Origin of the sequence: Shewanella sp. 10N.286.54.B9, assembly GCF_041468565.1 — a bacterium.
Classification (GTDB): Bacteria; Pseudomonadota; Gammaproteobacteria; order Enterobacterales; family Shewanellaceae; genus Shewanella.
Genome location: NZ_JBFRIY010000029.1, coordinates 26,871 through 39,895, shown reverse-complemented (window position 1 = coordinate 39,895; position 13,025 = coordinate 26,871). Strand labels below are relative to the sequence as shown.

Genomic DNA, 13,025 nt, shown 5'->3' with positions numbered 1-13,025 from the left:
TTTCCGTTGTCACTAAAAAGATCAAACCAAATTTTCAATGTATTGGCTCTCTCTTGTGCCAGGGTAGTACTTATCCACTCGTGACTGTAAAAAAGCAACCTGAGTTTTAATCTCTTTTACCAACTCGCCAGAGTAGATAACGGAAGTTTCGATATTGGCATAACAGCCTTCTCTGGCCGCACTAAACCAATTAAAAGAACCAACACTTATATGAGAGTCATCAGCCATAACTAGCTTACTGTGTACTCCACGTATAACTGAAACATCAACGCCCTCATCAGCCAGACTTTCACAGCAATCAATAAACGCCTTTTCTTTAGCCGTATCAAATCTATTGTTTACAGTGGTATTGAAATGCCTATCCGTATAAAGTTTTACAGCAACGTCCCTAGATATAGCTTCACGAATCCCCGCTAAAATTCCGATTTCTTCAAGCTTAGTATGATTTACCCACGGCGAAACTATGTGAAGAACTTGACTAACGTTGCCTAAAGTCTCAATCAAATATTGATCGTGTTCTTTAGCATTATTAATTAACTTGGGTTCACTGCATAAAGCGAGTAGGTCCTTCCGTTGACTGACTTTGAAGACAAGTTCGTTACTGGCGTCTGAAAATAAATACTTTGCTAACAAACCACGTGGACTATGGGATGAGGCAGCAGAAATAACATCAAGATCGCCAAAAACTAAAAAGCTATCCTTTGCACGAGAAACGGCAACATTTAACAAACTATCCTTGCGGTCTATGAACTCGCCATTACTGTGCCGAGTATATACAGGCGAGAAAATAATAATTTCTCTTTCTGCTCCTTGCAGAGCATGTGTGGTGCCAACAGTTAATTGGCCAACATCTTTGCCCGCTGATATACCATGTTGCTTACAAGCTTGTTTGAGTTCATCAACTTGCGCTGAAAATGGCGTTACGACTCCAACAATCTGTTCTAATTTCTTACTATATCTTGCTTCGAGCTGAGCTGTATTTTGCTTAAGCCAATCAGCAATTGTTTCGGCTTCAAGCGCATTAAAACGGCTGCCTCCAATGCGCTGTTCAGCTCTCCCATCGATATGTAGATGTCCGAAAGACGGTAACACATTCCCCTGCTTAGAAAGGCCTCTTTTAGGTAATAGCACGCCCTTGTAACACAGTGCATTACAAAACGAGATAATCTCGTCAAAACAGCGCCGATGCTCGCGCAAGTACATTCCCGCCTCCATATCAGCTTGATACTGATATCGACTCGCTGCTTGTGCAATATGCATTACACTGCCATTAACCACGCTTCTGCCTTGCTCCAAAACAGTTTCATAATCTTGACGCTGAGCGACAAGGTTTTGCTTAAATAAATTGCCTAAGTCAATCACTCCAGTAATTGAACGGATAGGCTCAATTTGATGCACATCACCTATAACCAAGGCCTTTTTTGCAAGCGAAAACGACGCTCCAGCGACATCTGGTGAGACTTGCCCCGCTTCATCGACTACCAGTAAATCAACAAAGTCGAACAAGTATTCGTCATCAAAACCACCATCATTAAATGCTTGGCATGTCATCAATGATGGCAAAGTATGAAAAGTTGCAACAATACAAGGTGTCAGCATCATTCTGCGCTGCCAGCGGGGCATCACCGTTTTTTTCCCTGTCTTGTCTTTTATTTTATTAAGCTCATCTCCTAGCGCTTTATTCTCTATCAACCAACACGCTTCCCAATAATGAACCGCTATACGGAACATTAAAAAACGTATGCGGGTATCAAGCTGTTTATCAAGTTCACTTAAGGTAGGAGTCGAATCAGCAGGCATACCTAAAGACTCAGCCAATTGACTCCAACGCCGCTCAAGGGCTAACTGCTTTTTATACAGTGCGAGCTTAGCTTGATACTCATTAGCAAGCATTAAGGAGCCGCGATGATACCGCTTGATTTCGTTACTCAGGCATTCAACAATCTGATCATAATCATTCGGCGGGAGTAACTGAGCCTGCTCAGCGGTAAAATTAGCCGCTATAAACAAGGTTCGTTTAAGATCACGTTTGACCCGCACAGGTTTAAGCCAAGTGAAAAGTGACAACCATAATGACTCATTAGCTAAAAATGCTTGCCATTGATGTAACTTAGCTTGTATCGATGATGCCTTGTCATCTAACTGAGTTACTTCAGACTTAAGCTGTGCGAGCCGACTAGCTGGCTCATGCCCAAGCGCTCTATTAACACACTCTCTTATATCGGATAGCTCATGCCACCGCTGCTCAAGCTTGGCTAATTTGGATTGATTATCAAGCAATTGCCCATGGAGCATAGACTTAATCTCAGCCAGTGTTAATTCGTTATCCGATGAAAAATACTTGTGTGCCCGTTGCAACAAATATGCTTCTGCACGCTCGATATAGTCCCTATTTTCAACTTGATCAAAAAAGGCTTGGGTTTGATACTTTTCTTGTGCTGATTGCTGACGCTGTTGAGAAGGAAAATAGGCGCCATAGCTAGTGACATCAGGCAGCCAGCGGCCACTTAACTCGCCCTCACCTTCTGAAAAATCCTTACCAAAAGCATCGATAATATTGGTCACGGCCTGATTATTAGTCGAGGCGGCACAAATCACTGGCGGCAAAGTTTGTTTAAGTGCCGCTTCAACCCACAAAGATGCCACCACAGATAATAAATAGGTGGTTTTTCCGGTGCCCGGCGGACCATTGACGGCGAGAATGTCACCCTTTTTCATCGTTAACGAATGGGTCAATGCATCGCGCTGGGCATCGGCTAAGGCATATTGCTCACTGGAATGGCCTAAGCGTTGACTTATCGACAAACAAAAATCGATACAAGCCTCATGCTCAGTATACGTTTTGCTAGCATAGGAATTGAAAAGCGCAATCTTAGCCTTGTGGCTAATAATCCCATCATATAAGGCTAAAATTTTCTTTGACATACCAGATGATGGTTCGACAGGTTCTACCAAAGAATAATCTGCTTGCTGATAACGGGCACTTAACTCGCCAGTAAGCTGGGACTGGCAAATCTTTTTATATAGTGCCGCACAATGGTCAATATACGCTTTCCACACTTCTTTTTGCTCGGCTACTGCATCATCTACACACTCATCTTCGACCTCTGCTTCACTCCATTCTCTAAATGGATTGTCAGTAAGGAAGCTGTCTAGCTCAGCCACACTGCCTATGGTCAAACGACTCTCATCTTGTGGCGCGAGTATGTCTCTTGGTACTACCGCTGGTGCCGCAGGAAAGAGATAACCTTGACGATTGACCCATAGCGGGCAAGCCAAGGCCGAAAGGATCGCGGGCAAACTACCTTGGTGAGCTTTGCCATGTTGCAGAGTAAGCCTTAATACACCGGGCCGATAAATCACATAGACAGCATGAGTTTTCTCATCAGTATCCTTGAACAAACTAGCGACCGTCTCGGCGCTAAGCATGCCTGTTTTTCTTACTGAGCGCTCAACCTGAATCATCGCCTTGCTGTCATGAACCGATAATCCTCCCTTACCCGACTCGGCATCAGCCAATGAGTTACGCCAATATGTTGCCCACGCCTGTTGAACCATCAATGACACATCCTTTTTAGCCTTGCCAGCCATATTGCTTTATGAGTCTTATACTTTCCCCAAAGGGAACCATAGTTAAACAGCCTGTTCGACGATGGCGTCGGTGAGGTGGAGTTGGGTGGTTTGAGCGTCGCTTAAACGGGCTTTGAGTTGGTCGCACAGCGCCATTAGCTCATCGACTTTGGCTACTATGCGGTGTTGCTCTTCGAGTGGTGGTAACGGAAATTCAAATTGCTCAAGCACCTTCTTGCTAAGTCCTTCTATCGCCATACCAACTTGTCGCCCCCACACTAAACGCTGTACTAACGGAGAAATAATTCCCAAATGCAGAAACAGGCTCATTTTAGGTTCTATTAATCGGATAACAGTAACGTGTTGACTGACGTTTGCTGTAATGTGCTCTTCAGGAAATATTGTACAGCGGCCTAAAGATGCACCTGTTATGTTAAGAAGCACATCATTGGGAAATACATGCGTATTAGACATTTTCTCATGCGTTTCTTTGCTGATGTAGGCAGTATCATCAAGCTTAAGGCCATCACTCCATACGTTTTGAGATCGTAAAAAAATCACTCCCTCATCCACGTATGCACTTTGTCCGCCTCTTGGAGTGCTGCCCGAACCAAGCCTAGAAGTTAAATCCCCGAGTCTTACAAACTCCCATCCATTCGGTAGTTCAAACGGCTTCTCTTCATCGGTGATGGCGGGCAGTGGTTTCTGCTTTTTGATTTTCTTGTCAGCTATTAACTGGGCTTTTTCTGCGGCGATACGCTGTAGTAGTTTAGTGGCAGGCTCATCATTGGCATCTTGTTCCACCAGCTTGCCCATGACGGCGAGTTGGAGGATGGTTTGTTTTAGGGTGTCGATGCTGGCGCTGGTGGTGAATAGCGTGTCGAAGTGTTCGGCGACACGTTGCCAATCTTTTGCGAAATCATTTATAAAAGACGGCTCAGGGCTGTTTGCTAAAGACGGCTCCAGGTTACCTTTTAAGTGCGGCTCAGTGCTTTGTGCATGTTCAGCACTGGCTCCTGAATTAGGCCTGTTTACTGTTTTGCTGCCACTGGCTGTTTGGGCATCTGATGGCTGGGTGGTGTTAGGCAGTAACAGCGCATTAAGCAGGGTTTCAACTAAGGTTTGGTGTGCAGCGATGCTCGCTTCTGTTTGCGCTTCTAGGGCATCACACAAGCTCATCAACTCATCGACTTTAGCAACGATGCGATGTTGTTCTTCGAGAGGGGGAACAGCTATAGGCATTAACGATAGCTTACCTAAATAAATACCTTTTTGTGCAGTTCCTTTGCCATGTTCATCATAATATTCTAGACATAGTGGCGAAATGAACTGGTTACAAAGGAACTCAGGTTTCAAGTTTGTTTTAATCACCGCAACACTTCGTTGAAGTACAAATTTGGGTGGGTTGTTTGGCACCACTGCCGAGCGGCCAATAGAGCCTACAATCGTCAAAAGTACATCTTTAGGTTCTATCTGAGTTCTTGAGTCTTCTTTTACAAAGTTTAGTTCATCAACATAACGAGATGGGTTATCAAAGTCTATTCGCCCATAATTAACATTTTGCCCGCTTAGCATTGGATAACCTTCGCCATTGTCTCTTGCTGGGTTATGAGAACCATCCGTTAATTTAAACGACAAAATACCTAATCGACTCCACTCCCATCCTACAGCCAGCACAAACGGTTTTTCATCCTCGCTAATTTCAGGCAAGGCTTTTGGCTTTTTAATCTTCTTATCTTTGACCAATTGCGCTTTTTCAGCGGCAATGCGCTCTAGCAATACAGAAGCTGGTTCATAGTTAGCACTATTTCTCGCCTCGCGGCTGGCCTGCGGTACTAACTTGCCGCGCACGGCGAGTTCTAAAATCAGCTCGCGCAGCTTTTTGATGCCATGCAATGAGAACTTCTTTGATGAACCACGGCCTGACGCTGACTTTTGCTCGATAGCTGTCGTCCAGATATCTAGATTATCTGTGATGAGTTGTTCAGCTGTTTTCTCTACTGTTTCTTTTACTTTTACATCATGCTCAGCCATTATTTAGCTTCTCCACTCTTTACTGGAGTGACAGCTGTCGGAGCAAGGGCGGCAGAAAGAATGCCTTTAAGCTGGTCACGCAAGGCTTGAATATCCGCTTGTTGCTTGGCGTAGTTTTGCAGTAACTCTTGTGGGTCATGACTGATGACCTCACCCACATGGGGGTTTTTAATATCGAGGTTGTAGTTGCGTGCAATGATGTCGTCGATTGATACTTTCCATGCTTGCTCGTTTTCAACGCGTGATGCAAAACCATCGCCTTCAACGCCCCACCATGCAAGTTCGGTTTCAAATTCTTCAAACTTCATTGGCTTGGTTTTGTTGTAGTTCTTCACCCCTGCTGGATATGGGTGCTCATAAAACCAGACATCTTTGGTTGGGGTGCCTTTGGTGAAGAACAAAATGTTAGTTTTAATGCCGGTGTATGGGTTAAACACGCCATTAGGTAAACGCACGATGGTGTGCAGGTTACATTCCTCACATAGCAGCTTTTTAATTTTGGTTTTAACACCTTCACCAAATAGGGTGCCGTCTGGCAATACCACCGCTGCCCTGCCCTTCGTAGCTAAGACTTCAATAATTAATTGCAGAAACAAGTCAGCAGTTTCACGAGTTTGATATTCACTCGGGAAGTTCTTTTCGATGCCGTCCTCTTCGGTGCCACCAAAGGGTGGGTTGGTGATGATGACGTCTACTTGGTCATCCCAACTTGAAAGCGGCTTGTTTAAAGTATTGCCGTGTTTGATTTGTACTGGTACTTCAATGCCGTGCAACATCATATTGGTGGTACATAGTAGGTGTGGTAACTGCTTTTTCTCAACACCATGAATTTGTTGTTGCAGTGTTTGGTGGTCCTCACCTGATGTTACGTAGTTAGCTTTTACATGGTCAAAGGCACACGCTAAAAAGCCGCCAGTCCCGCAAGCAGGGTCCATAATAGACTCGCCAAGCTTAGGATCGGTTACCGCGACAATGAACTTAGTGATAGCGCGTGGGGTATAGAACTCACCTGCATTACCGGCGCTTTGTAGGTCTTTTAAGATTTGCTCGTATAAGTCACCAAACAAATGGCGCTCTTTTGAGTCGGTAAAGTCGATTTCATTGAGTTTGTTAATCACTTGGCGAAGTAGCGTGCCGTTTTTCATGTAGTTAAAGGCATCTGAGAATGCTGCTTTAACGACATAACCGCGCGGGTTCATATCGATTGGCGCGGTAAGGTTCTTAAGCTGAGGGAATAGTTCGTCGTTTACAAAGTCCAGTAACTCGTCACCTGTGATCCCTTGGTTGTCAGCCGCCCAGTTGCGCCATAGGAACTCTGCTGGGATAGGCTCACGGTAATCGTCTAGTTCAAGCTCTAACTCTTCTTCTTGGGCATCAAACACTTTAAGGAAAAGTAACCAAGACATTTGCCCTAGGCGCTGTGCGTCACCATCGACTCCGGCATCTTTACGCATAATATCTTGGATGGATTTGATTGCTGAACTGATAGACATAAAACTTTCCTGAATACAAAAAAACTGCTTAGGATAGTAGCAAAAACACTACATCAATACACTGAATAATAAGCCATAAAAGGCTCATAAACATGATGAAACTCTCCTGCTCGATAAATTACAGAGTTGACTGCTCGGTTATTATTAAAAGCATTTTAAAAAATGAGATATAAACGTATGCAGTAATCAATTAACTATGATTAAATAATTGCCAAACAACTGATTAACAAGGATGAAAGTTAGTGGTGTCCCATGATTATTGAATGCCCCCATTGCAGCGAAGATAATAAAATCGAGTACGCTGAAAACATACGCTGTAAGAAGTGTGAGAAAGACTACAAAGGTTTTGAATTTTCTAAACGAAAAATCATAACAGGCACTGCGCTCGCCCTTTTAACTTATGTTGGCTTTCATACTCTCAATGATGAGATTAAAGGCTATGGTGAGCGTTACCCAATAGCGGTGGAATATGCGTTGCTGGATAGCTGTATTAATGGAAGTACAAATTCTATTTCTAAAAGCAACTATCTCAGCAAGCGCGATGCTTGCCTATGCGCGCTTAAAGATACTCAGGAAGATTATCCTTATGCTGACTATAAAGACAATGCGAAAGGCTTTGTTCCTATTTTTCGTCAGAATGCTAAGAGCTGCCGATAATTTATAGGTAAACAAGCGGTCACCAATGGTGACCGCTTTAGTCGAATTTAACGTTACATCGTTTTACTTACCCTTTGGGACGTTACCGCGCCCGCCGCCAGACGGTTTACCCGTTGTGCTTGGGTAGTTGGGGGGGGTACTTGGACGAGGCGCTGCCGGTGCTTTAGAGTTTGATTTAGGTGTTGATTTGTTCACGGTAATCTCCTTATTTGCCTGACTTTTTGTTAGTTTCTGCTGCACGTTGTGCGCGAGCACCAAAACTACCTTTATCTACCTTGCCACCATTTTGCTTGGCTGTGCCTGAGTGAATGCGAGCAGCGGCTTCTGGGGTCATTGGGGTTTTACTTTTAGTCATGCTTAATTCCTTTTTACTGATTAATTTAATGAGTGTCTTCGCTAAGACAGGCACAGAATGACATAGGGTGTGGGGACCAATGGGGACAAAGCTAAAACAAGCGCAAATTAGAGAAATCATGCAAAAGCTAAACTTGAGTATCAACAATTTTGCAGGGTTAGTTTATGAGGCACGTTTTGATGACAATGATGAAGAGGCTGAGCAAAAGCTTGCTGAGAACATTAAGAAGCAGCTACAGCGAAAAACGACCAAAGAGGAAGTGTTAGATTCATACCTTGATATATTGACAGAACAGCCTAGTTATCAAGCACTCAACCTTGATAAAGTCCGAAGCCAGTTTGTTAGTCATAGCTGCTTAAATGATGAGATTACTATTGACCTTACAGAGCTTTCTGGTGAGCTGGACAACTAATTGTATAAGCAAAGGAGCGCTTACCCTCCTTTGATTTCGTTACTTATTAGCACAAGCTACAATGTTAATCATCTGAGATTGGCGGGCTTTAATTAACCGGTTGTACAGGTAAGCAGTAATAAACGCATCGATTGTCATACCAATACCAAACATAATGGCAATTTTATTGAGTGACGGAATAAACCAGCCAAATTGATAAGCAACAAACACACTACCATAGAAAAAAGTGTTAACGATTAGCGATTGATACAGCATTAAGTCTGTGCGGCCTATGCCGTAAAAGTAACTGTCGATGACATGATTAAAAGCAAAAACAATATAGAAGCCTAACATGAGTAACGCTAAATGCACGACGGGTTGAGGCTCTGCAACGCCCATCACTTGATGTATAAACCATTGCCATGCTGCTGTAGAGCAAAGCCATAGCATGACAAATACTAATGCCAGTACCATGTAACCATTGATTTCATCTGTACTTAGGCCGTTATTATTGGCCGCATCTCGCTTAACCAATTGGCCTATCGCCAGAATAGGTAATAACAACCACCCCCAAATAAATTGATTAGTTAGCCAGTATGTTCCTGCCTGCTGCACTTGATTGACTAGCTGTAAAATCATCACCACAAATGCGGTATTGCGCACTAATGATTCTAATCCTGATTTCCACCCTACCCGTAACCAATCTTTAAGCCATGACTGTTCAATAAAATGTATTCGTTTTATTGATAACCCTTTAGTCGAAAGGTAAACAATAGATATGCCCGCCAAGATGCTATGGGTAATGATATTTGTCCATGCAATACCATTTACCCCAAGCTGGTATGAAAACGATAAATGACTCACAAACAAACTGTCACCAAGGATGATTAACACAGTTTGAAGGATCAGAAGTTTGTAAATTAGCACCTTTTGATTTTTCAGTACCAATACTAAGCTAGCAAATGAAAATACACTCGATATGAAAATACCGAGCGCTTCAAGCCTGATATAGCTAACTGTTTGTGCGATAAGTGTTGTTTGCTGCTGCATACCTTTCACCAGTTGCGGTGTGAATATGGCGACTAAAACTGTGACTACAGCATAGGCAAGTAGCAATAATATTAAACCTGTAGAAATACGGATATTGTAAGCTTTCGGGTGCTTTCTTACCTGGCCTAAAATATAAGCAAAAGGCAATAATAATGCTTCAGCTAACACTTCATAACCCACATTCAGCCACGCAACTTGCGCTGCAATACTGAAAGACCAAGGTTCAGGTAAGTTACCTAAAAAATGAATACGAGTGGTCGAATAAATAAGTGGTATTAAGCTAGTAAGAACAAGTACCAGTAGTAGCTCAAAATTGATCTGCTTAAAAGCGTTGATGGAAGCAGATAGCCTCAAGCTTTGGAACATATTTCAACTACACCTTAACTAATGGTTACACGGGTAATATACCCGCCAACGGTCTAACCTTTGGCGGATGTACCTTGGCTAATACCATTATGCTGATTGCTGGTGGACTTGGTATATCTCAGCTTCTAACTCTTTAATTGCTTGCTCGTACTGCGGTTTACCCCCAAAGCCATTTTTAATGATCTCTTTAGTGTTGCCAATTTGATTAAACGGGGCGACTTTGAGCACTTGCATGGATTCGATTTCTTGCACACCAACATCGGCATATTTTACCAGTAGATTCTCTAAAACTGCTTGTGCGGTATCAGAGTATTTAGTGAAATAATTGCGTTTTTTAACATTATTGGCGCGTTCAGCACGGGTTAATGCTGGTTGGTCATACACCACGTGACAAATCATATCAAATGGGTCCATATCTTTACCCACTTCTTCCTCTAGTGCTTGCCAGATAATGCCTTCATTGGCGAGTTCATCAATGATGGCTTGTTTGCGGTCAGACTCGTTCCAACGTTTGACAAATTCATCAAGCGAACCAAATTGTTTTGCCATGGTTTTACAGGTGTAATCTTTAAATGATTCGGTCACCAATTTACCGTCACTGTCGTAGTACTGAACACGCTCAGCAACTTTACTGACGCTGACTCCTGATACACGGTATTTGTTAATCTTTTGCGGTTCATCAGTCCACTCACCGTCAAAGCTACCATCACCTTGGGATTCGTTTACTGTGTCATCTTGATTGTTATCAGTGCTATGTTCATCAGTTGCCAGATCAGCATCGGTATTTTCTTCATCTGCATCGATGACTGAATCGAGATCAATCTCTTCATCTTCAATGTCTGTTGGGGTGACTTTAATGACTTTTTCTGGTGTACCGTCAAAGCGTTCATCTGCAAACAGTTCGGTGGCTTTTTTGAAATCTAAAATGGTAAACCACAGCTTGCCATATTTGTCATCGATACGTGTACCACGACCAATGATTTGTTTAAATTTGGTCATGGATTGTATGTTTTGATCTAACACCACGAGCTTACAGGTTTTAGCATCGACGCCTGTGGTCATTAACTCTGATGTGGTCGCAATGACTGGATAGGCTTTTTTAGGATTAGTAAAGTTGCCTAACTGTGCTTTACCGAGTTCATCGTCACCGGTAATTTTCATCACAAACTTTTCGTTCTTGGCCATTTGCTCAGGGTTGAGATTAGCAATAGCGCGGCGCATACGTTCGGCGTGGTCGATGTCGTTACAGAATACAATGGTTTTTGCCATTGGGTCGGTACGTTTTAGATAATTGGTTATTGTCTCGGCCACCAGCTGTGTGCGCTCATCAATCACCATGGTGCGGTCAAAATCTTTTTGGTTATAGATCCGGTCTTCTATCACTTCACCTTGATTATCAATCTGGCCTTTTGTTGGTCGCCAGCCTTGTAAATCAACATCAATGTCTACACGCACCACTTTGTAAGGTGCTAAGAAGCCATCTTCAATGCCTTCTTTTAATGAATAGGTATAAGCTGGGTCGCCAAAGTAGTCTGAGTTAGATACTTCATCGGTTTCTTTTGGGGTGGCAGTTAAGCCTACTTGGGCTGCACTACTGAAATACTCTAGAATTTCGCGCCATGCGCTTTCTTCTGATGCGCTACCTCGATGGCACTCGTCGATGATGATAAGGTCGAAAAAATCTGGGTCGACTTGTTTAAAGGCTTTTTGGCTTTCTTCAGGGCCAGTTAACGCTTGATATAATGCCAAATGAATTTCATATGCTGGATCGACAGTTCTGCCTTTCACTCTGGTCATTGCCGTATCAAATGGTAAAAAGTCTCCTTGCTGAGTCTGCTCAACCAATGCTGTACGATCCGCTAAAAACAAGATGCGCTTTTTAGCGCGTGACTTCCATAAGCGCCAAATGATTTGAAATGCGGTGTAGGTTTTACCTGTACCTGTTGCCATTACTAATAAAACTCGGTCTGTACCTGATGAGATGGCTTCTACGGTTTTATTGATGGCTTGCAGCTGATAATAGCGTGGGTGCTTACCGCTACCATCATCATAGTATTCTTGGTTAATAATCGGCAGCTGTGACTCGGTGTAACCTTTCCAGGCACAATATTTAGCCCAAAGTTCTTGCGGTGATGGGAAATCTTCTAAGCGGATTTCAGATTCAAGGTTATGTGCATCGGCTGTACCCAGTTTGGTTTTATCGTGAAAAATAAAGCCATCGCCATTAGTGGCAAAGATAAATGGCACTTCAAGTAAGCGAGCGTAGTCTAACCCTTGCTGCATTCCCTTGTCTAAACTGTGTTTGTTAGCTTTAGCTTCGATAACCGCTAACGGCATGCTCGGTTTATGATAAAGCACAATATCGGCAGACTTTACGGTTTTACGCACACCTAATTGGCCACGTACAATCACCTTACCGTCACGTAACTTCACCTCTTGGCGAATTTGCGTCATATCATCCCAACCCGCATCTTTTATTGCAGGCATGATGAACTTGGTAATGATATCGGTTTCAGTCAGTTTTGCTTTATTAATGCTCATCGCCAATCAAGGTCCTTCTTAGAAGATAACAAACAATTTCGGACAGTTATGCCCGTTTGGATTGTGCCATAAACCATTATAGAAACACAGGATTTAGCTCAAGGATATGGTGAACTAACCATCCTATAAAAAATGGACTAAGATCATTCGCTAAAGTTGATCATTTTTTATCGTTCACCTTTTACTTTTCCTACCTGAAACAAGGACCGTACTTAGTTATGACTGAGAATGAATTCATATCAACAATATATGCTGGAATTAATGTTGGTGACATCATTAAGAAACCGAAAGTTACTTCAGAAATATTAGCAATGATGCAAAATGGAAACATCTACTATCGTATTGGAGAACGCAATAAGAAGTTTGTTTCAAAGAACGAGCTGGTGGACATTTATGCAGTACTCCGAACAGGGGAACTAAGCACTAAAGTCATTAGGAGCATTGTGCCGAAGTCAAAGCCGTGTAATTCAACAACTATACAATGGCTAATAACCCATACAGGCCTAGCAAAACGTAATCTGCATGGTAATTTCGCCAAGAACTGGTAGTCGTTTTCAGAGGGAATAGT

At 42.9% G+C, this 13,025-nt stretch carries 10 protein-coding genes; 3 read left to right on the top strand and 7 right to left on the bottom strand.

The window, feature by feature from the left end; genetic code table 11:
* Nucleotides 1-21: 21 nt before the first annotated feature.
* The 3 genes from AB4135_RS10815 to AB4135_RS10805 all read right to left on the bottom strand — a co-directional run bounded on the left by AB4135_RS10815 (nt 22) and on the right by AB4135_RS10805 (nt 7,097).
* Complete coding sequence (locus AB4135_RS10815; protein ID WP_371992861.1) at nt 22-3,558, bottom strand: AAA domain-containing protein; 3,537 nt, start codon at nt 3,556-3,558, stop codon at nt 22-24.
* Nucleotides 3,559-3,633: 75 nt separating this feature from the next.
* A complete protein-coding gene (locus tag AB4135_RS10810; protein ID WP_371992762.1) occupies nt 3,634-5,604 on the bottom strand; it encodes a restriction endonuclease subunit S in 1,971 nt (656 codons plus the stop codon).
* On the bottom strand, nt 5,604-7,097 hold the full coding sequence (locus AB4135_RS10805) for an N-6 DNA methylase (RefSeq protein WP_371992760.1): 1,494 nt from the start codon (nt 7,095-7,097) through the stop codon (nt 5,604-5,606). The genes AB4135_RS10810 and AB4135_RS10805 overlap by 1 nt, the downstream gene beginning before the upstream one ends.
* A gap of 252 nt (nt 7,098-7,349) precedes the next feature.
* Here AB4135_RS10805 and AB4135_RS10800 point away from each other — a divergent pair, with 252 nt between their 5' ends.
* Nucleotides 7,350-7,754: a hypothetical protein gene (locus AB4135_RS10800; protein WP_371992758.1), complete on the top strand. Its 405-nt coding sequence runs from the start codon at nt 7,350-7,352 to the stop codon at nt 7,752-7,754.
* Between the two features lie 63 nt (nt 7,755-7,817).
* Here AB4135_RS10800 and AB4135_RS10795 read toward each other — a convergent pair whose 3' ends face one another.
* Nucleotides 7,818-7,949: a hypothetical protein gene (locus tag AB4135_RS10795; protein ID WP_371992756.1), complete on the bottom strand. Its 132-nt coding sequence runs from the start codon at nt 7,947-7,949 to the stop codon at nt 7,818-7,820.
* A 10-nt stretch (nt 7,950-7,959) separates the two neighbouring features.
* Nucleotides 7,960-8,109 (bottom strand): hypothetical protein, encoded by a 150-nt coding sequence (locus AB4135_RS10790; RefSeq protein WP_220738851.1) that lies wholly within the window; start codon nt 8,107-8,109, stop codon nt 7,960-7,962.
* Between the two features lie 118 nt (nt 8,110-8,227).
* Between AB4135_RS10790 and AB4135_RS10785 the strand changes: the two genes are divergently transcribed.
* Complete coding sequence (locus AB4135_RS10785; protein ID WP_371992754.1) at nt 8,228-8,521, top strand: hypothetical protein; 294 nt, start codon at nt 8,228-8,230, stop codon at nt 8,519-8,521.
* A 39-nt stretch (nt 8,522-8,560) separates the two neighbouring features.
* On the opposite strand, the gene AB4135_RS10780 is transcribed toward AB4135_RS10785, so the two are convergent.
* Together AB4135_RS10780 and hsdR are read right to left on the bottom strand one after the other, a co-directional pair.
* On the bottom strand, nt 8,561-9,916 hold the full coding sequence (locus AB4135_RS10780; RefSeq protein ID WP_371992752.1) for an MATE family Na+-driven efflux transporter: 1,356 nt from the start codon (nt 9,914-9,916) through the stop codon (nt 8,561-8,563).
* Nucleotides 9,917-10,003: 87 nt separating this feature from the next.
* Nucleotides 10,004-12,457: an EcoAI/FtnUII family type I restriction enzme subunit R gene (gene hsdR, locus AB4135_RS10775; protein WP_371992750.1), complete on the bottom strand. Its 2,454-nt coding sequence runs from the start codon at nt 12,455-12,457 to the stop codon at nt 10,004-10,006.
* Nucleotides 12,458-12,675: 218 nt separating this feature from the next.
* Between hsdR and AB4135_RS10770 the strand changes: the two genes are divergently transcribed.
* Nucleotides 12,676-13,005 carry a hypothetical protein gene (locus AB4135_RS10770; protein WP_371992747.1) on the top strand — a complete coding sequence of 110 codons (330 nt, stop codon included), beginning with the start codon at nt 12,676-12,678 and terminating at the stop codon, nt 13,003-13,005.
* Nucleotides 13,006-13,025 lie beyond the last annotated feature (20 nt).